This is a genomic window from Rhodococcus sp. 05-2254-5, from assembly GCF_002258575.1.
GTDB classification, from domain to species: domain Bacteria; phylum Actinomycetota; class Actinomycetes; order Mycobacteriales; family Mycobacteriaceae; genus Rhodococcoides; species Rhodococcoides fascians.
The window spans coordinates 184,982-209,037 of sequence record NZ_NOZG01000001.1 but is presented as its reverse complement, the minus strand read 5'-3'; the positions used below and the strand labels follow the sequence as shown (position 1 = coordinate 209,037).

General features: G+C 63.1%; 24 protein-coding genes and 2 pseudogenes. 8 read left to right on the top strand and 18 right to left on the bottom strand.

The features are described 5' to 3' along the window. Positions 1-6: 6 nt before the first annotated feature. From CH278_RS00930 to CH278_RS27840, 10 genes and pseudogenes are all read right to left on the bottom strand, one after another. Complete coding sequence (locus tag CH278_RS00930) at positions 7-726, bottom strand: HNH endonuclease family protein (protein ID WP_015586224.1); 720 nt, start codon at positions 724-726, stop codon at positions 7-9. Further along, a complete protein-coding gene (locus CH278_RS00925) occupies positions 723-1,043 on the bottom strand; it encodes a hypothetical protein (RefSeq protein WP_015586223.1) in 321 nt (106 codons plus the stop codon). The genes CH278_RS00930 and CH278_RS00925 overlap by 4 nt, the downstream gene beginning before the upstream one ends. A 151-nt stretch (positions 1,044-1,194) precedes the next feature. Further along, on the bottom strand, positions 1,195-1,602 hold the full coding sequence (locus CH278_RS00920) for a hypothetical protein (protein ID WP_032375879.1): 408 nt from the start codon (positions 1,600-1,602) through the stop codon (positions 1,195-1,197). 343 nt (positions 1,603-1,945) lie between these two features. Further along, a complete protein-coding gene (locus tag CH278_RS00915; RefSeq protein ID WP_032375878.1) occupies positions 1,946-2,248 on the bottom strand; it encodes a hypothetical protein in 303 nt (100 codons plus the stop codon). Between the two features lie 677 nt (positions 2,249-2,925). Then, positions 2,926-3,261, bottom strand: coding sequence for a hypothetical protein (locus CH278_RS00910; protein ID WP_015586219.1), 336 nt, complete (start codon positions 3,259-3,261; stop codon positions 2,926-2,928). A 27-nt stretch (positions 3,262-3,288) separates the two neighbouring features. Beyond that, positions 3,289-4,584 carry an AAA family ATPase gene (locus CH278_RS00905; RefSeq protein WP_015586218.1) on the bottom strand — a complete coding sequence of 432 codons (1,296 nt, stop codon included), beginning with the start codon at positions 4,582-4,584 and terminating at the stop codon, positions 3,289-3,291. A gap of 57 nt (positions 4,585-4,641) precedes the next feature. Further along, entirely contained in the window at positions 4,642-5,838 is a 1,197-nt protein-coding gene (locus CH278_RS00900; protein WP_015586217.1) for a hypothetical protein, read from the bottom strand. After that, on the bottom strand, positions 5,835-6,023 hold the full coding sequence (locus CH278_RS00895; RefSeq protein ID WP_032364835.1) for a hypothetical protein: 189 nt from the start codon (positions 6,021-6,023) through the stop codon (positions 5,835-5,837). The genes CH278_RS00900 and CH278_RS00895 overlap by 4 nt, the downstream gene beginning before the upstream one ends. After that, a pseudogene (locus tag CH278_RS00890) lies at positions 6,020-7,190 on the bottom strand (vWA domain-containing protein). The gene CH278_RS00895 and the pseudogene CH278_RS00890 overlap by 4 nt, the downstream one beginning before the upstream one ends. Then, positions 7,187-8,287 (bottom strand): ATP-binding protein, encoded by a 1,101-nt coding sequence (locus CH278_RS27840; RefSeq protein WP_015586215.1) that lies wholly within the window; start codon positions 8,285-8,287, stop codon positions 7,187-7,189. The pseudogene CH278_RS00890 and the gene CH278_RS27840 overlap by 4 nt, the downstream one beginning before the upstream one ends. On the opposite strand from CH278_RS27840, the gene CH278_RS28175 reads away from it, so the two are divergent. Further along, positions 8,176-8,961 carry a WhiB family transcriptional regulator gene (locus tag CH278_RS28175; RefSeq protein ID WP_230591640.1) on the top strand — a complete coding sequence of 262 codons (786 nt, stop codon included), beginning with the start codon at positions 8,176-8,178 and terminating at the stop codon, positions 8,959-8,961. The genes CH278_RS27840 and CH278_RS28175 overlap by 112 nt on opposite strands. 302 nt (positions 8,962-9,263) lie before the next feature. Here the strand turns inward: CH278_RS28175 and CH278_RS00870 are convergent, their stop codons facing one another. The 4 genes and pseudogenes from CH278_RS00870 to CH278_RS27835 form a co-directional block, all read right to left on the bottom strand. Beyond that, the gene (locus CH278_RS00870; protein ID WP_015586212.1) at positions 9,264-9,980 is read right to left on the bottom strand and encodes a hypothetical protein; all 717 of its coding nucleotides are present in this window, start codon (positions 9,978-9,980) and stop codon (positions 9,264-9,266) included. After that, positions 9,980-10,840, bottom strand: coding sequence for an RAMP superfamily CRISPR-associated protein (locus CH278_RS00865; RefSeq protein WP_032375876.1), 861 nt, complete (start codon positions 10,838-10,840; stop codon positions 9,980-9,982). The genes CH278_RS00870 and CH278_RS00865 overlap by 1 nt, the downstream gene beginning before the upstream one ends. Continuing rightward, positions 10,837-11,286: a hypothetical protein gene (locus CH278_RS00860; protein ID WP_015586210.1), complete on the bottom strand. Its 450-nt coding sequence runs from the start codon at positions 11,284-11,286 to the stop codon at positions 10,837-10,839. The genes CH278_RS00865 and CH278_RS00860 overlap by 4 nt, the downstream gene beginning before the upstream one ends. A 750-nt stretch (positions 11,287-12,036) precedes the next feature. After that, positions 12,037-13,029, bottom strand: a pseudogene (locus tag CH278_RS27835) (MinD/ParA family ATP-binding protein); the annotation flags it as partial. Between the two features lie 827 nt (positions 13,030-13,856). Here CH278_RS27835 and CH278_RS00845 point away from each other — a divergent pair. Next, positions 13,857-14,723: a phosphoadenosine phosphosulfate reductase domain-containing protein gene (locus CH278_RS00845; protein WP_015586207.1), complete on the top strand. Its 867-nt coding sequence runs from the start codon at positions 13,857-13,859 to the stop codon at positions 14,721-14,723. A gap of 136 nt (positions 14,724-14,859) precedes the next feature. Here the strand turns inward: CH278_RS00845 and CH278_RS00840 are convergent, their stop codons facing one another. From CH278_RS00840 to CH278_RS00825, 4 genes are all read right to left on the bottom strand, one after another. Continuing rightward, complete coding sequence (locus CH278_RS00840; protein ID WP_139278550.1) at positions 14,860-15,867, bottom strand: DUF6615 family protein; 1,008 nt, start codon at positions 15,865-15,867, stop codon at positions 14,860-14,862. A 52-nt stretch (positions 15,868-15,919) separates the two neighbouring features. After that, positions 15,920-16,573 (bottom strand): MerR family transcriptional regulator, encoded by a 654-nt coding sequence (locus tag CH278_RS00835; RefSeq protein ID WP_371828345.1) that lies wholly within the window; start codon positions 16,571-16,573, stop codon positions 15,920-15,922. A 22-nt stretch (positions 16,574-16,595) separates the two neighbouring features. Beyond that, complete coding sequence (locus CH278_RS00830) at positions 16,596-16,793, bottom strand: hypothetical protein (RefSeq protein WP_032375875.1); 198 nt, start codon at positions 16,791-16,793, stop codon at positions 16,596-16,598. Between the two features lie 374 nt (positions 16,794-17,167). Then, positions 17,168-18,025 carry a LysR family transcriptional regulator gene (locus CH278_RS00825; RefSeq protein WP_158514280.1) on the bottom strand — a complete coding sequence of 286 codons (858 nt, stop codon included), beginning with the start codon at positions 18,023-18,025 and terminating at the stop codon, positions 17,168-17,170. Positions 18,026-18,117: 92 nt separating this feature from the next. Between CH278_RS00825 and CH278_RS00820 the strand changes: the two genes are divergently transcribed. The 6 genes from CH278_RS00820 to CH278_RS00795 are packed head-to-tail and all read left to right on the top strand — an operon-like array spanning position 18,118 to position 23,441. Then, complete coding sequence (locus tag CH278_RS00820) at positions 18,118-19,110, top strand: DMT family transporter (protein ID WP_230591638.1); 993 nt, start codon at positions 18,118-18,120, stop codon at positions 19,108-19,110. Continuing rightward, the gene (locus tag CH278_RS00815) at positions 19,061-19,897 is read left to right on the top strand and encodes a hypothetical protein (RefSeq protein ID WP_015586201.1); all 837 of its coding nucleotides are present in this window, start codon (positions 19,061-19,063) and stop codon (positions 19,895-19,897) included. The genes CH278_RS00820 and CH278_RS00815 overlap by 50 nt, the downstream gene beginning before the upstream one ends. A gap of 22 nt (positions 19,898-19,919) precedes the next feature. Next, on the top strand, positions 19,920-20,231 hold the full coding sequence (locus tag CH278_RS00810) for an antibiotic biosynthesis monooxygenase (protein WP_015586200.1): 312 nt from the start codon (positions 19,920-19,922) through the stop codon (positions 20,229-20,231). Further along, positions 20,228-21,706 carry a pyridoxal phosphate-dependent decarboxylase family protein gene (locus tag CH278_RS00805; protein WP_015586199.1) on the top strand — a complete coding sequence of 493 codons (1,479 nt, stop codon included), beginning with the start codon at positions 20,228-20,230 and terminating at the stop codon, positions 21,704-21,706. Before CH278_RS00810 ends, CH278_RS00805 begins: the two co-directional genes overlap by 4 nt. Beyond that, positions 21,703-22,710, top strand: coding sequence for a cupin domain-containing protein (locus CH278_RS00800; protein WP_015586198.1), 1,008 nt, complete (start codon positions 21,703-21,705; stop codon positions 22,708-22,710). The genes CH278_RS00805 and CH278_RS00800 overlap by 4 nt, the downstream gene beginning before the upstream one ends. After that, entirely contained in the window at positions 22,707-23,441 is a 735-nt protein-coding gene (locus CH278_RS00795) for a type 1 glutamine amidotransferase domain-containing protein (protein ID WP_015586197.1), read from the top strand. Before CH278_RS00800 ends, CH278_RS00795 begins: the two co-directional genes overlap by 4 nt. Positions 23,442-24,056: the final 615 nt, after the last annotated feature.

Sequence of the window (24,056 nt, the reverse complement as noted above, 5' to 3'; positions counted from 1 at the left end):
GTTGGGTCATTGGCTGCAGACGCTCGACGCTGTTCGCGCATCGGCGCTGGTGATGTCGAGGTCGTATTTCGCGGCCACGGTGAGATACGAAGTGACGTAACGGCATTGGTATGGCGCGTTGGGTGGCAGCCAGGTGTCGATTCCCTTGTCCGACTTCTGCTGATTCGTACGTCCGTCCACCGCGAGCAAGTTGATGTCGACGTCGTTGGCGAAGGCGGTTCGCTGGTCGATCGACCAGGCCCACGCCCCTGCGTCCCACGCCCTCGCCAACGGGTACACGTGATCGATCTGAATCTTCCCGAGGTCGTCGATCGTCGATCCTGTGTAGGGGTCGTGGAGTATCCCTGCTGCGACTTTGCAGTCGCGGGTTCCGGGCTTGAACTCGACGTCGATCAGTTGGGTTGCCAGGACGTCGTTTCGAGTGTCACAGCCGTTGTGCGATCCAGGGGCGGACGAGTCATCGGTCCACGCCGGGCCGAACACGCACCCTGAGCCCTTCTTGCAGGATCGGTCGTATCCATCGACGTCTGCGAGCGAGTCCACCGTTTCGAGCTGAGCGAGGAGCTGCGCGATGGGTACAGGCGTGCTCGCCGCGGCTGGGTCTGGGGTGTTGACCACCGCTAGTCGTGAGAGCGGATCGGCGTGCGTTCCGAACGTGTACGTCCCGACCGCGAGTACGGCCATCACGATGGGCACCGCGATGCGGAGTCGTCCGCGCGCGCTCATCGAACCGCCTCCGCCGGCAAGTCGGCATGCCCGCAGCTTCCGCGCCGCCTACGGTCCGAACGGTCTGACCAACGATGCAGTAGTGCCAGAGTCAGAGCCGAGAAGGCAGCGAGCAACGTGCCGGCCAAGGAGATGACCAAACTGACGGTGACCAGATCCTTCACGATCGGCAGAGCCCCGTTGAAGATCGCGAGCATGCCGACGACGTAGCCGACACATGCAAGCGCAACAGTGCGAGCCTCGCGGCGGCCATCTTCGGCCGCGAGGTGGCGCTCTACGTCGTGGATGAGGCCGTCTCGGCCGGATTGTGGGTCCATCAGGGAGTCCTTTCGTAGTGAGCGCGATAGCAAACGCAGTCCTGCACGGGGTAGATAGCGTGGCGGTGAGGTCTGTGACAGCCGGCCACTGAATCGCAACCCAGGAGCGTTCTCCTGTGGCTGCACCGGGCGGGCAATATGCGCCCGGGTGTCACAAGCGTTGCGAGTTCGGGGCCGTCTGGTACTGGTCTAGTGGCCGGTCGCCGGGATGGACCGGGCCGACGTTGCGACGCCACGGCCCGGTCAGGTAGTCGTAGTGCTCTTGAGTGAAATCGGAACCGATCAGATCTCGTACGACCAAGCCTCGGCCGACATCGCGGGCAGCGACTCTGGCAGCCCCGCATCCGAGGACGCCGAGCAGGTTCATGGTCGCTGTGAGTTCGTGACGCCGATTGTCGCCGCAGGCCGCCGTGTGGGCAGCATGTGTCGCTTTCCGCCAGCCGGGTGCGCACCACCACGCGGCGCTGACCGTCTCCGGTGCGGTTTCCAGCAGATCGGACTCGACGTCGAGGGTGCGCGCCAAGTCGAACACCTGCCGCCACCGCAATCCGAAAACCACCTCGAAAACGTGGTCCGTCAGCTCATGGTCAGGAACGGTTGGTCGGAAGCGGTCGGCGGCGTTCGGAGTAGCAGCAAAGTACCTCTCAGACAGGCCGTGTTGCATCCGGCGATGGACTTCGCTGGCGATGGCGCTGTGCGCCTTACTGTTCGAGCTGCAGCCGGTACTGCCGGCAGCTCGTGCGTGCGGTGAGAGGTCGACCGAGGGCGGCCGCGTTGTCGAGATCGAGGATTGCATGGGTACTCCCGTTTCTGTGGGACAGATGGTCGGTCTGTCGATCAATTTCTGACTGGTCTCTGTGCCGCTATGCGACCAACAACGCGGCGCTATATCACTCTGCTGCTTAATTTTCCGACCTTTCAGCGCCGTCCAGCCAGTCACCGATCCTGCCGCGGACGGCGTCACCACCGGGGGGATCGTCGTAGGCGTCTTCGAGCGCTCCCCGCGCTCCGGATGAGATGACCGCGAGATCGCAGTCTCGTGTGTCGGCCCAGTCGCCCCACGTCCATCCCCTTCCTGCGTCGATGTGAAATTGTGTTGCTGCAGCCGGAACACCGTCGACGAAGACTTGGATGTGGGTAGGACCATCTGGATCGCGGACGACGATCACCTCGATCCGAAGTGCGGGGGCGAATCTTCTCGTCACGATGTCGCACCGGCCAGACGCTCGGGCCTGTCGAACTCCCCTGCCGCCCGACTATTCGAGTTCACAGTCCGGTGGTGGCGCGACGCAGCCTCTCTCGGTGGCCGTGCCCTGTGAACGGGCTTGGCATCCGTTGCGCCGCTACGCCGTCGAAGCAGCCACTCGATCCCGGTTGCTACAGCACACGCCACGGAGGAAACGGCGAACACCATCGCTACACGACGCGGATCTCCGTCGATGGCGGCATCGTCGGTCCGGCGCAGCAGTGCAGCCCAAGCCAAGCCGGCAAATGCAGCGAAGACAGCCAACACCCCCGCAACACCGCGCGCTACGGCTACCACGCAATATCGCGACGAACCCGAACTGCTCGCAGGTACATGATTCCTACCGTCGATCCGGACGAGGACTCTCATATTCGACACACCTCTGCACTTCTCGGAAGTCGGATGGTCAGTCCGCTCATCTGGTGAAAACGCCGACAACAACAGAAGTCGTCGTCGCCGCGGCTTCGTGGAACCACCCACCAAGCCGATACGCCAGGACACTACCCACCGGACCCGGAGTTCGCTAGGGCTCAGCAGCGAAAACGTCCCCGGCGCACCCAGTGCCGGGGACGGGCCTGGGGCGAGCAGCGACCCGGCGCACCGAACCGCCGCTCACTCCTCTCCCCAGAGCGTCCCCTACTCGGTCCCGTACAGCTCGCAGCGGTAGTGGTCTTGACCGCGTTCGTCTACGGCGTCCCAATCGACGCCGACGGCGTCGGCAAGGTGCCGCAGGTCGCTCAGAAAGTCTCCGAACACCGTTGTCAGTTCCTCGGTTTCGAGGCCGATCGGTCTGGCGTATGCGATCAGCCCTTCGGCAGCGTTGGCCGCTCGAACACCGTTGTCCCGGCTTTGGGTATCGAGGGTGTAGCCGATGCGCGGACGCTCGCGTCCCTCGACCGATGCGTGGAGTTCTTTCGGCGTCTCGATGCCGGATAGCCGCTCGGCCTTGTACTCGATACTTGTGTCGGACATGTTGTGTGCCTTTCTTTTTGGGGATCGCTACACGACGGGCGTGCAGTGCAGTGCGGCCATCAGGCCGGTGTGGGTGGCGTGAGCCGGGGATGGTTCGGCGTGTTCGAGGACGTGGGCGGTGGCGTCATCGATGACCACAGTCATGTGGGCTCGGTGGCGGGTGAGCATCACGCACGCTCTGCCGGGGTCGAGATTGAACGGCTCGGCTGTCCGGTACCCGGCAAGCGGGTGCAACACGACAACGGCGGCGCGTTCGAGGCCTTGCAGAGAGTTTGCGGTGCCGACCAGTACGTCGGGGTGATCCGAGAGCAAGGCCCGGACAGCGGCAGCCTGCGTGACATGAGGGACGACGACAGCCAGGTCCGCCGCTGTCATGGCCCGCTGTCCGTCCGGTGTGGTCACATCGGCGTCCAGCAGTTCTCGCGCGCGCAGGGCGCACTGTGTGGCCAGGACGGGGTCGGTTGGGCCTCCGATGACCCGCACTGGCCGATGCGCGAGTTCGGGCAGGCCGGGGCCGCTGGAATCGGTCAGATGCTCCGGTGGGCGACGGGAAGTGAAAGGCAGGCCGGGGTAGAACAGCGGTTGAATGAGGGCCGTTGTCCTCGCGCCGAGACGCCAGGTGTGTCGCAGACGGACCACGCCGACCGAATCGCCGTGAGCTGCTTGCAGAGCGAGGGGGGCAGGCAGGTTCGGTGCGGTCTCGCTGCCCTCCCACCGCGATACGTCTCCGGTGACCACCGGATCGATCTGTCCGGGGTCTCCGACGCAGACGACCTGTCGAGCCATCGCGCCGAGCGCCCCCAGATCGGCGTAGGTACATTGCCATGCTTCGTCCACGATCAACACATCGGCACCGATTCGGTCCGGGTCCGAGAAGAGCCACGGCGCCGTGGTACCGATGAGAATTGCGCCAGTCTCATTCGACCACCGCACTTTTCGTCCTGTCACTACGGGAGTGCTTCCACTGTCGGGGAGGGGTGCTTTCGCCTTCCAGATCAACGCTGCTCGATCTGTCAGCGCGCCGAGCCGACGCGCGATTTCCACGGCTTGTTCTCGGGTTTGCGCCGCGATACCCACCCGTAGGTCTGCGCGATGGGCCAAGGCGGCGGCGAGCAACGCGACCAGTCGAGTTTTTCCTGCGCCCGGTGGTGACGGGACGACGACAACGGGGTCTCCGGACCACACAGAGAACAGCACGCGTGCAGTGATCGGGTCGGCCATGATCTGTGATCCGGGCCAATGGGCGGGCGATGACGGTTCGGTTCCCTTGAAAGGTGTTGCGTCGGGGTTCGGGGTGTCCGCTCCGGGTGCGACGATACGCATTGTTGTCCCGTTCTTCTTCTAATGTGTTGTTCATGAATACTTTTGGTCGTCTTCTGATCACGGAGCGTCCTCTGCACCCGCTATCAGGACATCGAGCGGGACTTCGCGGCGCACGGCGCTCGGGGCTTGTCCGGTCGAAAGCCAGGAACGGCGAGCGCGGTACAGATTCCAGTACCTCGCCCGTCCTGCTCGCATCGTCGCCGGTGAAGGCGGTTGGGGCATCAAGGTCACCTGGTCTCCGTCGTTCGGTGCGTGCGCTCCGAACACCCCGATACCGAGCGTCAGTTTGCCGTTGACCACCTGTGCGGACGTGACGTCGGCAGAGAAGCGCTCGAAGGGTTGATCGAGCGGTGATCCGACCCATCCCGTAACTGCCGAATCAACCCGCATCCTTGAGTCCAGCCGGTCGCAGGTCACCGACACCGAAACGTTGCGGCGGCGTGAACCTGTCGGCGGTGCCGCCACCGATGCGATGCCCTGGGCCACGTGTCCTGTATGCAGCGCACGTACTCGCCACAGTGGATCACTCAGCAACGCAGCGGCTTTGAGGTCGGCGGCATCGCATCGGGTCCGTAGTCCCATGGCCGCACTAGCTGAGTTGTCCGGCCGTGACCAGTCGTGGCCCGCAGTCGTGGCCGACAATGTCCGATCCCAGGAGTATCGGTCATCGTCGTGTATCGGATCGAGAAGCGGCAACAGCGGTCCCGTTGCGATGCACGCTGCCCACTCATGCAGGCCTGCGACGCTCTCGTCGGTAATGCCGAGCCAGGAACGCCATGTTCGGGCCGCTCGCTCGGCGTCGGGCGCAGTGCCGAGGACCAGACGCGAGGACGACGCAGCAACCAGATCGATCACCGCCGACGTTCCGGGATGGTCGGCTCGATCGGCCCACCATCCGATCATGGCGGCAGCCCCCGCTATGTCCGGATCAGGGTGGTGGGCGTGCGCACGCGCCAGGGCCAGCAGGCTCGGTATCGTCGCGGCGTCATCGGTGAGCAGCATGGCCGGTTCAGCCGTACCCACCGTCGTTGCCCCGTTGCGAGCGAGCAGGGCCAGAGCCTCGGTGTCGTGCGCGGACTCTTCGGTGCATCCATCTCGAGCGACGGACACGGCCAGCGTTGTTCCTCGCGTGACCGCACGCACGGCCACGGCGGCTCTGGACGGCTTGAAGGTGGCATGTGCCAGCCGAGGGACCGGTTGCATCTTTTCGGCGGCATAGAGGCGTTGCGCGAGGTCGAACCACTCCACGCTCATCGCTCGTCACCGTCGACGAGGATCAGGGCGTTGCTCGCGCACTCCCACCCTGCGCGCAACGCCATTGTGGCGGCGTCGGCCGCTGCGCTGGCGACGACGATGCGGATATCGGCGGCGGCGATTCCAGTGCCGGTGAGCACCCTGTCTGCGTACTTGAGCAGTTCCACGGGTCCGCTTTCGTTCATCGTGTGGCCCCCGATCCGACTGGCACGTGCACCGTCGATGCCCATGCCGGTGTGACGCCCCTACCCTGGACGCCGCCGATGATTGCGCACACCAGGTGGGACCTCGTGGGCCGGTCGGGCCAGGGTGTATCGCCATCGGTCAGCACCACGACGACGTGGGGTGCAGGGCGCGCAGCGTTGGCTGCGGCGATTCCCACCCTCATATCGGTTCCGCCACCACCAACCAACGTCACATCAGCGACCGATCGTACGTGTTGTGCCGTAGTGGATTTGGCGTCACACGCCAGAATCCGAACCCGGTCGCGTGCTATGCCACCAGCTTTGAGAACTCCCGCCACTTCGCCCATCGCGGCATCGAGGTCTGCGGCGGGAGGGACGGGAGTACGAATAGTTCGTCCTACCCGCCTGCTCTGCCAACGCACGCCGAATTACGGCCCGTAGCAGACGATCCCACGCTACCGTGGGCGGGGCGAGAACATCAGCTGCCCACCGGACCAGTCCCGCCGGGGCACTACCTCGACCGGTACCAGCTGCTTCGCGAACTGCCTGCGCGATAGATCGGCGCACCAGGTCCGCTTCCGCATTGTCCAGTCCCTCCGTGATCACTTCTCCCGAGCCGATGAGTTCACCGGGGACCGCAGGGCACCCCGATCCTGATCCGCATCCCGGATCGCCCTCAGCGCCAACGAGTTCGGTGACAGTCTGATGCGCAATCGGGTCACGCAGGTAGTCGTAGTACTGCTCGGCTGTGTCTCCGGAAAGGCAGCCGAATGATTGAGGGGTGATCACCCCTTCGGGCAGGCTGACTCCCGCAGCCAACAGGTCGTCGTTGATTTCGGCGTCGGCCGCGAAGTTCCACACCAGATGATCGATGGGCTTCGCCAGAGCGGCGGCACGGTCGGCGTGTGCCCGTAACAAATGCCCGACCTCGTGCAGCAGCACTGCACCGACCATCGGCACCGGCCACGCGCAAGGCCCGACCAACAGATCCGGATCCAGGTACAGCCGCCACCGAGCGTCGACCGCAAACGTACCCAGGCCCGGTGCCGCCACGGGTTGCGCTGCGAACAGAGCGCGCATGAAGTACGGCATCTGCTCAGCCGACACCAGCCGCGCGAGTCGGAACGCTCGCATTTCAACCGGCTCGAGCTCACGCACGCCGCTCATGCCGCAGCCTCGACCAAACCCGCTGCCACCAGCATCGGCGCAAACCGGCGCGCGCTCGCAGGAACAGCGGCCTTCGCCGGTCGCGCTTTCGCCAGAGTGCGTGCCGCAGCCCCGGCCACGTCGGGTGCTCCTGCCTCGGCGGCGGCAATCAGCGGACCCCAGGCGTTGCGCCACGCTTCGACGGTGCCCCGCGAGGCCGCCCACGCCGTCACGCCGGACAGCACGGCCCACACCAGATCAGGACGCGAGCGCCAATCGAACGCCGTCTCGGGGTTTTCGATCACGGCAACGGGGTCTGGGAGGTCGGCCTTGCGACGCCATTCGAGGAATTCGACACCCGCGCCTTCCCCGATCAAGCCGAATACCACCGCGTTGGTCGCCGCATTGTCGTCGTCGCAAAGATGTGGCAACACCCGCGCAAGCATCGACCAGGTGCGCCGAGACGGCCATGCTCCACCTGTCTGCACTCCGACCTTCGGAAACGCATCGAGCGCCTCGGGCGCACGCTGGATGTACCCGATGATGGAACTGCGCACCAACGCCTCCCGCTGCTCGTCGCTGGTCACCGCACGCGAAGAGGCCGTGCTTGCCCAACCCGTGGCCATACCGTCGAGCCATTCATCGACAGACGGCGTGAACTCGATGTGGCAGAAGCGGTTTGCTAAGGGAGCCTCCAACTCGTACCCCCCTGCAGCGCAATCGGGCGGATTCGCACCTGCGATGACCCGAGTCCCCTTCGGCAGTTGCAGATCACCCACCTTCAAATCCAGTGCGACTGCCAGCATCGCCGCCTGAACGGCCGGTGGACTCGTGGTCAGCTCGTCCAGAAAGAGGTAGCCCCCACCCTCTGCATGTAGCCGTCGCGCCCAATCCGGGGCCTCCAATCTCACGCCACTCTCACGGACTACCGGTAGGCCTGCGAAGTCGGCGGGCTCCCGCAAGGACCCCAAGACCGTTTCGCACAACACCCCCTCGGATGCAGCAAGTGCTCGAACCAGGCTCGACTTCCCCATACCCGGACCCGAGATCAACAACGACGGGACACCAGCCCTCCCGCACGCATCCACAACAGTTACCGCAGTCGCCAAATCCGGCATCGCAAAACTCCTCGAAAGATGGGCAAGATGGTCAGTCTCACCAACAACAGGACGCCTCAATCTTACTGCGTCAGAACGCTTTTCACCCAGTCACACCAACCGTCAACGTCCCCGGCGCACTCAGTGCCGGGGACATTGACGGTCCGGGCTCAAAGAGCACCGGACCGCCACGTGTGCTGCGTGAAGTGTCCGGGTCCCTCGATATCGTCGAACCCACTCGAAAAAGGCCGGGTCGCCCGAAAGAAAGGACCCAACACGTGACACCGCTCGAAACAGCCATCGCCGCGCCACTGCCCCCGCCCGCGGCGGCGGACATTTCGTCATGGCGCTCGGACGCATTGTGCGCACAGACAGACCCCGAGGAGTTCTTCCCGCCCCCGGGTGGAGCAACCAGCAGAGCAAAGCGGGTCTGCGCAGAATGCCCCGCCAGAGCCGCTTGCCTCGCCCATGCACTGACGTACAACGAACAACACGGAATTTGGGGCGGAAAGACACCACGAGAGCGCCAAGAGCTTCAGCACACCACAGCCATAGAGAGCCGGCCTACCCGGCATCAACAACAGGCGCTCACGATAGCCACGCTTTCGGCCCAGAACGTCCCAGCCGAGTCCAGTGCAAGCCAGCTCGGAATCACGACCCGGCAGGTGTACCGAATACGCTCCCGCACAGCGTGAATCAACGCGCGATTCGCCGGTCAGACCTGCCTGGTGATGCCTACCCCGTTACAGTCGGCGCGATCAACCGCGGTTGATCGTCGAAGCGTCTCGACTTGCGTCGCTCCTCGCTGAAGGCTTCTCGCCGCAGGTGATGTCTTGGCCGGCGAGAAGGTCCGCAAGAACGACCGCGCGCGCCGCATGGGCCAAGATTTCGGCAGGTAGCGGTGGACCATCGAGGGTTCGGATTCGCATGGTTGTCAGTATGGCGTTCGGCTCCGACAAGTTGCTGTCCCGCAACGTTTCCGGTGCGTGTTCACGGGTCACTGGGGTGTCCATGGCATGCATAGCTCGCGCATTCTCGACCGGTGCATGTGCGGTGGCCGTATCGCGCCTCGGCCCAAACCGCCTGTTTCGACTGTTGGTTTGCCCTGCAGACAGATGCGTGGGCTCAGGCGGCCGAGGTGGCCGTTCGGATGGAGGTGGCCGGCCGACCAGTCATCGATGTCGACGGGCTGCACTTCCCATCTCAGCACCTGCCCCTCGCCCTGGCTGCGCTTCTTCCCGATCGCATCGATCGACGCCAGGGTTGCGCTCACCCGGTCGATGTCGCCGACACCTCTCCAGAGCACAGTCCGCGTGGAGGTCAGTAGGAGCGGCATTTGGCGTGCGCGATATCGGCCCTGCCGGTCGGAGATGACCGATGGTCGGTACCTCGCGAGTTGCTCGAGCGCACGGTGGTCGGGTCGTCCGCTCCAGTGATGGATTTCCGGGGCGTCGGCCAGGTCTTCGGGATAGGCGTATGTCGCGCACCAATGCCAGTCGTCGCCTCCCCCCAGAGTGCACCGAGCGAGTGGTAGATCCAGATCGGCGGGCACCTCGTCGGGGCCGGCGGCTTCGAGGTACTGTCCGCGGTCCCGAGCAGCGGCTTTTTCGTCTTCCCACATCTCGGATGCGAGCAAGCCATCGAGGCTCGTCGCCCACGGAGCTGCATGCGCAAGTCCGACCGCCAGGTGTGCTTTTACCTCGAACGGCCTCATCACGTCAACGCCTCCATGACTTCCAGCGCCTCGTCACGGCGCTCTCGAAGATGGGTTCGCCAGTCGAGCTCTTTCGGCTCGTCGCCGGCGAGAAGGGTCCGCTCGAATCTGGTGCGGACGAGGCCGTGTCCGATAGCTGTACGCCCGCCGATGGTTCCGGACTCGACGAACCTGCCAACGACGTCGGAGAAGAAGGCCACGTCCAGATCGGTTGCGCGATCGAGACGCAAAAAGGACTCGAATCGTGTACCGGCAGGCAGCGTTTCGATCTCATAACGCATCAGAGAGCTACCGTCGACGGTGGCTGCGTCGGTTCGGCCGACTGCGGGGAAGTCATGATCGGTGGAATCGTCGAACCGGCTGTACCGTTCGAGCGCCATGGTGTCGAATTGGCTCAAGACAGCACGGTCCGGTGCGGGACGGCTCATGAGGTGGTCGGTTTCGAGGACGTGCGGGATCACTTTGCCCACGCGGAGACAGCCGTCGATCATTCGACCGCCGCCGCTCCCGCCGAACACGCTGACCTGTGGGTTCAATGTACGGAGCCGGTGTAGCCGTTCGCCGGACAGCGGCTCTCCGGTGACCTTGGTCAGGCTGCCCCCGTTCCGAAGTGTGTGTGCTGCAGACAAGCTGAGAAGCCCTTCGTATGCGAGGACGTCCCGTAATAGCTCCTCCCCGATCCGCCGGAGCGCCCCTCGGAAGGAGTTCCCGGACACAATCGGAACCAAGGCTGCGGAACCGTTGGGCTGCAGTATTTTTTCGCGCCGGAACAAGGTCGTTGTGGTGGCGCTGTGTTCACCGCGGTGCGAGATTGCCGAGACCGCTGTGATGTCGAGCTGCCAGCGCATGGTCGAGGTCACTTCTGCCTCCTGGGCGATGTAGCAGTCGCTGCGGTGGACCGGCGCGCTTGAACAGCTTCGGCCACGATCCGTGTTCGGAGTACGAGGGCGGTGGTGTTTTCCCGTAAGAGGGTCAGGACCGGTATCGATTCCTCGCGTAGAAGGACCGATAGTTCGAGGCGTTGTTCTTTCGTCGACGGCGCTGACTCGAGATCGGTTGCCACGGTGCTCCACCATCGATCGAGGTCGGCTCCGCCGGTGTATGTCGCGACCCGGACTCGGTCTGGCAGGTGGTGGTCCCAGTACAGCTCTCTCCGGCGTCCCACCCACCCGGTGTCCCAGTTGATTCCGTAGTGCAGCAGCAACAACAGTCGTTCAGCTATTGCTGCCGCACCGGTGACGGGCGGCAGAAAGCTCGCTGCGTCCAGCCAGGTTCGGGTCGGTGTCGTAGCTCTGGTCGGGGTCATGCCGTGCCTCTGGTTGACGTTGAAGCCGTCGCTGCGAGGTCGAGGTACACAGGACGCTCTCGCCACGGATCGAGGCTGTCCCAATCCGCGAACACAGACGTCCACGTTCGATGAGGAATGTTCTTGAGCGTGCTGAATGCCGGCGCTGCGCGCGCAAGCGCTGCCAGGGAGAACCCTCGCCGTCGCAATCGCACGACTGCGCTCAGGCGTTCCGCGTCGTGCTCTGTCCATGGAAGCGCGACGTCGTCGACGGCGACCCGACCCCACCGGGCATGAGGAAGAATGTGCTTGCGCCCAGGGCGTAACGGAACCACGACGGCGGACGTCGGAGAGATCGCTTGTCCCAGAACGCGACGTAAGCGGGTCTTCGACAATTTTGTGGCGCACACTGGATCACTGGTGACCAGCAGGAGGTCCGAGCGAAGTGCCGTTGTCGTGTACACCCAGACGCAGACGTGACACATCGTAGGAGCCGCAACGTCTACCCACCCGTCGAACCCGGTGAACGTTCTCGACACAGTCTCACGCACTCGCCGTCCGGAACCTTCTGTCGCGCCACCGCACCGCGCGCACGCGGAGTCACCAGAAACGCCGGCTGGTGGCCACGAAACCGCGCATCCTGTTGCGGCCTTGTAGGCGGTCGTCACAACGTCGAGCGCCGCACTGCCCCTTGATAGTTCGACCATCTCTGCACTCTAACGGCGCGCCCGGACACCACGGACAGGCCAACTTTCACCGGCACGGTCCAACTCACCAAGGACTCGGGCCGGGCGCTGGTGCGTGCCGGCCGACGTTGGCAGGAAAGTCGTCGGCGAGGAGAGCAGCCAGCTCGACGAACGCGCGTTGTGCAGGCTTGCCCAGTAACTCGAGATCGATGGTGTCGCCTTCGGCAAGGTGGTCGTCGTACGGGACGACCTGGACGGCGCGAGTGCGTTCTGCGAAGTAGGACTTGAGTTGCTCGACATCGAGGGCCGTCGAGCCCTTCCGTGATTCGTTGATGACGACAACGGTGCGTTTGACCAGGTCGTCGAAGCCGTGTCGCGACAGCCATTCGAGGGTCGCCCCAGCGCTGCGCGCTCCGTCCTTGGCCGCGGAGGAGACCAGGACCAATGCGTCGGCTTCTTTGAGGACCCCTGCCATGGCCGAGTTCATGAGACCGGTGCCGCAATCGGTCAAGATGATGTTGTAGAACTGTTCGAGGATGCGCAGTGCGGCGGTGTAGTCGTGCTCGTTGAATGCCTCGGAAACGGACGGATCACGCTCGCTTGCAAGAACTTCGAGCCTGCTTCGCGCTTGCGAGGTGTAGCTCCGTACGTCGGAGTAGCTGTGTACTTCTTTGTCCGCGAGCAAGTCCCGCACTGTGCGGTCACTGTCTCGGTGAATGCGGTAGGCGAGCGTCCCGAAATCTGGGTTGGCGTCATAGGCAATGACGCGGTCGCCCCGCAGTGCTGCGAATGTCGATCCAAGCCCTGTTGTCGTGGTTGTTTTTCCGACCCCGCCCTTCATGGACAGGACTGCGATCTTGTAGTTCCCTCGAACCGGTTGCCGTACGCGGCGCAGGAGCTGCTCGTACTCGAGTTCAGCCGGCGACTGTCCGGGATTGGCTGAACCGAACGAGAGTCGGTAGAGCCACCGTCGCCAACCTTTGCTCGGAGGCAGTTGCGCACGGCGGATCAGCTCCAGTTCGTCGATCGACCGCGGAGGGGCAACAGCTGCTGTCGGCCTTGCTGTCGGAATTGCTGTCGGCACTGGTTCTACCAACTGAACGGGCTGCGAGGTGAAGGGGCGATGAGCTGTCACTGCCAGAGAGTCGGAGGCGCTTGTTGGCTCCGGGTGAGACGTCGGTGCTGAACTGTCGACCGACTTGTTGGTGTGCCATTGCTCAACAGCGGGTGCGGAGCCGCCCTGCCCTGGCCAGGCCGAGGGCCGGTCCGGCATTGGTGCCTGACCATCGTTGACGCGCGGCGGCCGTGAGGCCGGCTCCGAGGTGGGTCGATGTGCACCAGAATTGGGCTGGCTCGCCGAGGGGGAGCTGCTGGGTGCGGAGCTGGGCCGGTCTCTCTGCGCGAATTCTGATGCGACTTTGGACCGGGCTTGGGATACGTTTTTCGACACGTTTTCATCAGCGTTGTTGGCTGCGACTTTGGGTGCGTCGTTCGGCACGAATTCGCTGGCTACAGGCTGTTCACGGGCGGGTTCTGGATGGCCTACGCCCGAGTCCTGGACGAGGTCACCGTCCTGCCCATCGTGGCGATCTTCCGACCCCCCTTCCGGCTCGGAATGGTTCGACTGATCGGTCGCATTGTTCGCCGCCGACGGATCGACCACCCACCGGGGCAACGCGCTGCCTGGGTCGGACTCTGTGGGACTCATCGGTCGCCACCTCTTCCTCTTGCTCATTCAACGGACGATATCCGGGCGAACATAACACCGGCACCGGACACCTCGAACACCCCGAAAACTGCTGCCGAGCGGCCCCACGGACCGCCGTTGTGCAACCGGTAATTCCGCCTGTTCGGGTACAGCTTCTGCTTTGTCCAGTCTGAAGTGTCCGTGTCCCGACTATCGTTGTGGCGGTGCGTAGCAACGATTTCGACGGCCTCGATCTCACTCGACTACGGTCCCTTCGATCCTCGCGGCATGACATTTCGACGATCGTCGATCGCGTGGCCGAACACCTCGACGAATTCGATGGGTACGTCGCATTCAGCGGTGGAAAAGATTCCGTCGTTGCTGTCGATCTCGCCCGCCAGGCGGACCCAGATGTCCCGGTAGCCTTTTTCGATTCCGGTCTCGAATACCCCGAGACCTACGCCTACGTCGAGCAGATTGCGACGAAGCTGGGACTGGACCTGCACATCATTCGCGCTGAACCAACGCTGCTGACAGTGATGGCCCGGACCGGGGAATGGGACCACGGCGGTAGCCCGTCGGCTCATGTACCCGCACGAGGCTTCGAGACCTTGATTGCGCAGCCTGCCCGGGCTGCGCACACCAAGTTCGGTGACGGGGAGGTCTGGGGCGTGCGGGCAGACGAATCCAGGAAAGGAACCGGCAGGTGGTCGATGTACTACTCCGCTCTCGCACGTGAGATCAGCGAGCGCTGCCAAGGCGCGAGCTGCTGCAGCAACAAAGCGGAGCAGCGTCGACACCACGGGGGGACGGTTCGCCGCACCGATGGAACTGTGGCCTATGGGCCGGTATGGGACTGGTCCGCGGACGATGTGCTCGCCTATTCGCATCAGCACGACCTTCCGAGCAACCCTGTCTACGCCAAACTGGCCGCGCTGGGCGCACCTGCAGCGAATCTGCGGGTTTCACACATTCTCGACGGAAATTTCCTCGAATCGGGCAGGGTCACTCGTCTGCGTCGAGGTTGGCCGAGCCTGTTCGAGGAGATCGCCGCAGTGCTCCCGCGAATACGCGAGTTCGTGTAGATCGCCATATCGACTGTGCGCGTGTAGCATTCCTGGCACTGAGATTGCACAGGGTGAGTCGGAGGCACACCACACGGTGGCCTCCGACTACTTTTTTTGCATCAGAACCAAACGACCTCTTGTCGGCCGATCGGCGCTAGCTCAGGCGTAGGTTCATGAGGTCTGAACTTTCCGGGTTGAGCTCCAACAACAGGCGATACCCCGGCCCTGTCCGCTCGGTCTCGTCGGGCAGGTTCAGCATTCGACCCACCAGATCGTCTCTGCCGATCTCATGAGCGAATTGTTCGGCGCTCGCGAGGCGCTGAGCGTAACGCGCCTCATCGCGGGGGTCGAGAAATTTCCTCATCGTGTACATGCCGTAGGCGGCCTGCTCGGCTTCGCGAGACGGAATCGGGTAAGTCATTGCTTCGAAGGCATCGTCGGTGAGCGGCGATCTGTTTCCCTCCATGTGGTGCAGGTTCTCGGCCACCTGCCGCACAGTCGGAGCCGCGCCCGAAGGCCCGGAGTGAAGTAGATACGCCCAAGGGGTCGAATGCACGAGATACCGTGGGATATAGCGCTTGTTTCGGCGGGTAGCAGCTGGGATGAGAGCTGGCGGGAAGACTGATGTGGATGGGTTCTCATAAATTTCTTTGACCTTCTGCGCCGCGGAGACTGCGCACCCCCAATCCAACGAGCCCCACATCGGATACGGAACGTGCCCGCCGTGCACCGCCCTGAGGTTGCGTGCGATCGCATCGATGTACTGGCCCTTTACGAGAAATCTATCTTCGGGCCACCCGTTGAAGAAGACATACAACGGAGTTGCACCGTCGAGCCTGCTCTTCAAAATCAGCGTCTCGTACTGCTTGACTTCTTTAACTGAGTGTCCGAGCTGCTCATAGCGGTTGAATTTGTGGCTGGCGCGTTTTGCTTGAATACGAAGCTTGATCCACCGCTCGTCGGCCGAAGAACCGATCCACCACTCCCAATCCGCACCGTTGCCCGCCTCGACCGCCTTGGCGTATTTCGTCACTCTCAGCGCCGGAATACGCTGCTGAAGCTTGATCAAGTTGAGGTCGGTGAGCGTCTCTTCTCCAGGTCCGATGCCGCCTGCAATTCCCGTCTCCATCAGATCCCAGGTATCAGAGGCTGCTTCATTCATCGCGTGGACCATGTAATTGGCACTGAAGTGTGTACTCATCCCGGGGCCGACTTCAGGCGCTCTTGCGGTCGCGTCGCGATCCCAGTTCGTCGATTCGGGTGACCTTGTCGCTTCCCACAGAAACTGCAGGGAGCGCACGGATATCGGCAGCCACGTCCGCGACTGTATGTCCGATCGCGATGCCGAACACGCCCTGACCACCGTGTAGCAAGTCCACTATCTCGTCGTCAGATGTGCACTCGTACACCGAAATACCGTCGCAGAGCAGAGTTACAGACGCCAGCCCCTGGGCGTCACGCGCACGCAGGCACTCGATCGCAATGCGTACATTCTGCAAAGACACTCCGGCCTCGAGGAGACGACGAATCACTTTGACCACCACGATGTCGGAGAAGGCATACATCCTTTGCGATCCCGAACCGGATGCAGGGCGGATCGACGGTGACACAAGCCCTGTACGGGCCCAGTAGTCGAGCTGGCGGTACGTTACCCCAGTCACTTGCTGGACCTGGGGCGATTTGTACCCCAGACACCCGTTCACGGCGTCGGCGGCGGTGCCGTTCGAGGTCTTGAAAAGCCCCGGCACGATGTCCTCGAACGAACCCTGTTCGCTGCAGCTCACAACTCGCACCCACCCTTTAATCGATCGTTCGATGCACGATACCGCTCGACATCGCTCTGCTTTCTCTCCCGGCCAGCGGGCCACCTCTGCACGTCCGCCCCCACCGTTACTCGGCGGACAAACCGAGCAGCCATCCGATGAACGGCGTAAGACGAGGAACACCGAACCTGAAGAGCAGAAACACCGCGAGGAAGACGGCTATCGTGACCCGCTTGGATCGGAACTCCGTGAAGGAACGGATCGCTATAACGGCAGTGACTGCCACTACCAGGGAGCAGAAGTTCAGCACGTCGTCGCCGCTCATCCGAGCAAACCTGCCGATGCAATCGGGCTGAGTGGGGTCATTTCATGGGGCGTGATGCTGTTCATCGCCGCACCGTAACGATTATGGCACCGATGGCGGAGGTCTTGAACGGAACGTAGAATTCCCCGAATAGGGGAATTCTACGAAGCTTGATCCCACGGGCGTGTCGGACAGTGTTCGGCCACCACCGTCGCCCTGCTGACGTTCAGCATTCTCGATCTCCCCGCCTCCGGTGGCCGTGAACCCGGATCTAGCGCATACCTGCGCCCTGACAATCACTGCCATACAACCTGTTTCGCAGATGTCATGTGCCTGCCCGTTACCTTTTGAGCAGTCCTGATAACCGAGCGTTACGGGTGAGATCGGCCGCGGAATCAGCCTGCGAGAATCACGTTCATCGCATTCAGGAGCGCGCCGACTGCCGGGATTCGGGTCGAGCTCGCCGCACGTAGCGAACGTGTCACGGCCGGCTCGGTCGGCAGATACCGCACCCTGGCCGTTCGGACTCGCGCGGTGTCCGGAACCAGCGCGACGGCCAGACCTGCTTCGACGAGGGCCAGTTGGGTCGAGTAGTCGGACACCTCGTAGCGGATCGTCGGTTCGACTCCAGCTTCGCGCAATGCGTGCACGAGCGCGGAGTGCGCATCCGACCCTGATGGGCATACCGTCCAGATCGATTCCGTTTCGCCGGAGAGGGTTGCCATCTCACGGTTGTCCTCGATCGGTACCGCGAGGTGTACATCCTCGGTGTGGAGCGTGTGGACGTCGATACCTGCGGGGACCGTCGCCGGCCGATGGTCCCAGGACTCGAAGACGACGAGATCGAGGGTGCGGTGCTGGAGGCGGTCGAGCAAATCGATTCCTTCTCCGTCGACGACCTCGGGGCGCAGCAGTGGATACGTGCGAGCAAGGTCTGCCAGAGCTGGGACCACCAGCCGACGTAATGCACTTGCGACCGCGCCTACTCTCAGCGCTCCGGCAACGTCGGTGTCGATCGAGGCAAGGTCGTCTTCTGCGGCTTCGGCGAGAGCGGACATGGCGGCCGCACGTGTCGCCAGTGCGCGACCGGCGGGGGTCAGCCGTATCGACCTTCCCTCTCTCTCGACCAGGGTGGTGCCGGCTTCCTTCTCCAACTTGCGGATGTGTTGCGACACTCCGGGTCCGGTGAGGTGTAAAGATTCTGCAGCTCGAGTGACCGAACCTTGTTCGGCTACTGCGGCGAAAACTTTCATCCGATCCCACGACAACATATAAGTGATACTACTGTTTCAGCGGTAGAACTGGCTAGTAGACTTATCGGTTTGTAACTGGTTGCCTTGACCAGGTGACCAGAACCGCGATACCGAGAGCTGACGCCGCCGATCGGGGGGTGGGCGGGAATGCGGCGCTGGTCATCGCCGGTGCCGCGTCGCTGTCACTGTCCGCAACCTTCGTCAAACTCGCCGATGTCACCTCGGGGACGGCGGCATTTCTACGATGTCTGATCGCGCTGGCGGCTCTCGTTCCGATGGCGCTGTGGGAACTTCACCGACGCGGCGCAATGCCGACGAGGTTGTATCCCATGGCCATTGGTGCCGGAGTCTTCCTCGGAGCGGACTACGTGATGTGGACCGCGAGCATCCTCGACGTCGGTGCCTCGATCGCCACCGTCCTTATCAATGTCCAGGTCGTCGTGCTGCCGCTGATCGCGCTCGTCGTCGATCGAACCGCAATCCCCCGACGATTCCTCATGGCGGTGCCTTGCATGCTGCTCGGCGTTGCACTCGCCGGCGGACTCATCGGCGGAACAGGAGCCGACAACGCGCTCCGCGGGTCCATCCTGGGAATCTCCGCCGGTGCCGCGTACGCGGCCTACCTGTTCCTGAACCGCCGCTCCACCCAGCGAAGCCCCAGCCATCTGGTCACCCCGATCTGTGTGGCCACCGCATCGGCAACGGTCACTGCCGGCATTGTCTCGGCAGGCCTCGGAGACCTCGATCTCGACATCTCCGCGGCCGCGTGGGGATGGATGATCGCGCTCGCTTTGCTCGGACAGGTTGCCGCCTGGCTGTTCATCAGTTCGGGATCCCGATCGCTGGCGGCTAATACCGTCGCGGCCCTACTCCTGCTGCAGCCTGTGCTGGCTATCGCGTTCGGATTCGTTGTCCTCAGCGAGCGACCCACCTGGATTCAACTAGCCGGAGCCGCCGTCGTCGTCGGAGCCGTCTGGACCGCAACCCGACACCCCCACCACCCTGACTCCACTTCAAGCCACGGAAGAGGCCTTCATGACCCCATCTCCGACGAGCATCGATCGAGTCGTCCTACCCACCGATAGCACCATCCCTGTCGCCCGCAGCGCCGAATACGACACCTACTTCAGGATCTCCCGCAGCAACGACCCGCACGCGTGGGCGGTCAGCGCACTGACCGTCGTCACCGCCATCACCACAGATCTGCCGCAGTCCACTCTGGACAACGACTCACGACTCCGCCTACTCGACGCCCTGGCCGTAGTCGTCGGCGATGCCTCCGCCGCAGCAGCCGTGTCCGCACGGGAACGAGATCCTTCCCAATTGGCAGCGCCGACGGACCACAGTGCGGACAATCGCACCCCGCAGGCTCCGAACGACTCTGCACGACAAGCGATCACACGCTGGAAGAAGGGCCACCACCTGTTCCACCTGTTCGTCATATCCATGAACAGCCGGCTCGCGGCAGTGCTGGAGTGCCTTGCAAACAAGCAGTGGCCCACTCTCGCCCACCAACTCACCGAACTAGGGACTCTCTACGCCGGGGCGACCGAGAGCATGCGGTACGCGTCCGATTTCTCACCGGAGATCTACCGTGACTTCGTCCGGCCTTCCATGGAACCGCCCTGGCTCGAACCCGGGTTCTCCGCCGTGTTCAACCGGGATCACGACGTGATGCTCACCCGCGCCAAGATCGTCCGTACAACGCTCAAGACGGCTGAACTTCCCGGCGTCGCAGCAGATTCCGCACGACGGCTCTGGAAGAGCCAGGCCGAGAACCGGCGCGCCCACCAACTCATCTGCCAACGATTCGTCCCCGGCGGCGATTCACTGCTGCAAGAGCACTTCGACAGCACCGGTCAGAGCAACTGAAACAGAAAGGCTTCGCCCTCTCATGATCACCGTCATCGAAACCTGGCACCTGACCGCCGAAGCGGCCGAGAACGCCCTCTCGGTCCTGCAAGAAATGGACGAACTCCTCGACGACAACGCACACCACCACCCGGGGTGGGCGGGCCACGCGCGCTTCTTCCAGCACGCATCGGACCCCCAACGCGTAACGATGACCTACCCCTGGGAAAGCGCCGAGCACGCCACGCACCTCCTCGAATCGGAGACGCCACTACTCGAAGATTTCTACCGCCGGTACTGCGAACGCCCCCGCGAGGTCGTCTTCGCCCACGAGCTGCCGGTCGACGTCGAATGACCCCCGACCCAACAAAGCCGACTGGCGACTGGACTCCCGAGCAGCTCAAAGCCTTCGGCACCGACACCCTCGATCGAATATGTCGACACTTCGCCGCGCTCGACGACGTGCCCGTCACGACGCCGGCCGATGCGGCCGATGTCGCCGACGCGATCGACAGCGAGCTGCCGTCCGAGGCAACAGATTTCGCCGACATACTCGACGACACCTGGAACAACGTCGTTCCGCATTTGACGCACTGGAACCATCCACGATTCCACGCCTACTTCAGCAACAGTTCCTCCGGACCGGCCATCCTCGCCGAGATGACCGCTGCGGCATTGAACGTCAACGTCATGTTGTGGAAGAGCGCGCCCTCGGCTGCCGCCGTCGAAGACACCGTCACCAGATGGCTCGCCGAACTGCTCGACTACCCCGCCGCAGACGCACTGCTCGTCGACGGTGCATCACTGGGCACGTTCTACGCGTTGGCCACCGCCCGCCACCGGGCACAGCCCGAGGTTCGACATCACGGAACATCCGGCCAGAAACCCGGCCGGATCTACGCCTCCGACCAGGCCCACTCGTCGGTCGACAAAGCTGCGATCGCTCTCGGCATCGGGCTCGACAATGTCGTACGCCTACCCACCGACGCTAGCGGCCAACTCGATCCTGCTGCTCTGTCGACTCGCATTGGATCGGACGTCGCGGACGGTTACACACCGATCGCTGTTGTCGCCACCGTCGGTACGACCACTTCAGGTGCTCTCGACCCGGTCGAGGCGATTGCGGCCGTGTGCCGCGACCACCGAGTGTGGCTGCACGTCGACGCCGCGTACGGAGGCTTCTGGCGCATAGCCCCGGCCATCGCGCAGGTCCTTCCGTCACTCGCGGCCGCCGATTCTCTCGTCGCCAACCCACACAAAGTGCTCTTCACCCCTATGGAGTGCGGGGCACTGTTCTGCCGTCACCCCGGAGCACTCGAAGCCGCCTTCACACTGGTTCCCGAATACCTGCGTACCGACACCACCGGCGGTATCGACTACATGAATTACACCCTCAACCTTGGGCGACAATTCCGAGCTCTGAAACTGTGGTGGACCCTGCGCGCCTTCGGAATACGAGGCATCCGAACTCGACTCGAACACAGTCTCACCCTGGCGACGAGGCTGCGAGACGCCCTTGCCGCAGACCCGCGGTGGCATCTCGCGAACGATTCGCCGCTCCCCTTGCTCTGCCTCCGGATCTCCTCTGCCGACGGACAGGCGACGCGGAAGATCCTCGAGACCGTCAACAGCACCCACCGGACGCTGCTCTCCCACTCCGAGCTCGACGGCCACTACGTCATCCGAGTGTCCATCGGCAACATCCACACCACTGCCGACCACATCGACCAACTGGTTGCCGAACTTACCGAGGCAGCCGACGCCGTCGTCGGCACACCCCGACCACTCGCTTCAGTGACCGTCACCCAACAGGAGGTACCTGCATCGTGACCACCACCATTTCCACCGAGGCCATGCTGCACGAGAAGGCGGCAGCAATCTCCGCCATCGGGCGGTGGTCCGCGGCCAACGAGAACTTGCCGTGGGCCCCGGCCCCCGACTCCCATGCCGTGCACTGGAGTTATGCCGAGCTTCGACCGCTCGCGATCGCGGCCGCCGACATGGTCAAGGGCGACCGAGCAGCTCTACGGGTACTGACCCTCGCCAATCCGGGCCATGCCCGCGAGGCCGCCGTCGGATATCTCTATTCGGGGCTGCAGATCATCAACCGCGGTGAAGGTATGACCCCGCATCGGCACGCGCCGACGGCCCTGCGCTACATGCACGAGGGTGACGGGGCATGGACGGCCGTCGGTGGAACCAAGATGTATCTCGAGCCTCGCGACGTGGTGATCACCCCCGCCGGCGAATGGCATGAGCACGGCAACGACAGCCCCACCGACTCCCCCGCCATCTGGCAGGATTGCACCAACGACCCCCTCGTCGCCGCCCTCGCCGCGACACAGTTCGAGCTCCACACCGACAACACCCACCTCGAGCCCCACATTTTCGCGCAAGACAGACACCACCGAAACCTGAGCGAGCCGCTGCTCTACAAGTGGGACAACGTACTTCGCGCTCTCGGTGAGCAACAGCGGACCCACGAGGCCGACCCGCACCACGCATACCGACACACCCTGCACGCAGAAGGAACCCACGACCCTGTCACACCGGTCATCGATGCTGCATTCACACTCCTACCTGCAGGGATCCAAACACAACCGATGCGGCGCACCGCTTCCGCCGTCTTGATCGGGGCACAAGGGTTGTCCACCATCCACGTCGACGGAAAGCCGTTCCGGTGCAGCGAAGGAGACAGCCTCGCCGTTCCATCGTGGTCGACTGTCAGCTACGTCAACGACACCGACATTCCAGCCGTGCTGTTCGAGTTCAACGACGCGCCCGCGATGACCGCCCTCGGTCTCTACCGCGAAGAGAAAGACGCACAACGGTGACACCAACGTCGACCATCACGATCCTGCTGTCCGAAGCCCACATTCTGACGCTCAATGACGGCTCCACTCAACCATGCGGCTTCTGGGCCGAAGAGTTCATCACAGCCCATCGAATCTTCACGGCCGCAAACATACGGACGATCATCGCGACACCCGGCGGCGGCGCTGCGCACGTCGAGCCCGACAGCATGCACGCCCCTCACAGCCCAGACCCTGACGGGTACAGAACGTACCTATCCGGTCTGAGCGAAAATTTGCGCGCGCCGGCCGCGCTCGAAACGGTTGACCCCTCTACCGTCGACGGGATCTTTGTGCCCGGCGGCTACGGGCCAGTGGTGGACCTGCACAAGAACTCTCACGTTGGAGAGTTTCTCCGCGCGCTCCGACGGGAGGGGACCCCGATCGCGACGGTCTGCCATGGAACTGCGGCGTTGCTTGCCGACACAGCATCCGGAGCAACGTGGCCGTATGCAGCCCTGACGATGACGAGTTTCTCGGACCAAGAGGAAGCCGATGTAGGACTGCTCGGCACGCTCCCCTTCACCGTCGAGCAGGAAATCCAGCGCCGGGGCGGCACGTACACCGCAGGACACCCGTGGCAGCAGCACATCGAAATCACCGACACGCTCATCACCGGACAGAACCCCGCCTCCACCGAGGCGGTCGCAGAACAGCTGACCCAACGGATCGCAAACTACTCCAGTTCGACTACCCGTTCAGGAACTCGCTAGTTCACCGGCCGGTTGACCTCTCGGCTTTATCCCTGGATGGAACTGCTCGGAACGCTGTAACGTGCGTGGGATTTGGAATTTTAGAGGCCTATTCTGTCTGTCAGGATTGACGTCTTGGCCGAAGTCGCCACGACCAGCATTCTTAACCACTGACCGACCGAAACGAAAACACGACCATGAAAACCGACATTACAGATACAGAAAACCCGCCACCCTAGGTCGAGTGACGGGTCTTTCCATCGATTAAAGCGCCGCAATAATGCAAATCAACATTAATATCGAAGGGATCAATGTAGACGCTGCTACAACCAATCCCGTTGTTGCCTTAATTACTTCTGTCACGGCAACAATGATCGCCGCTAAGGTGTATAATTTATCTATCATGATTCAAATAGATCCTCCATTCAATAGATTTACCGATGCTTTTCCGGCATCCACCAATTATAGCAGGTAATTCACCTTTTCGCTTGAGCAACCCATTCCTCCAAACGATGAGAACGAACTCTGCGAAGAGTAGAAGGCAGATACTTTAAGTAGTCCTATTGTCGCATCAATTCTGCCGCGCCGCTGCCCGGCAGACCTTACGGAATTGACCGCTTCGATACCTGCGATAGC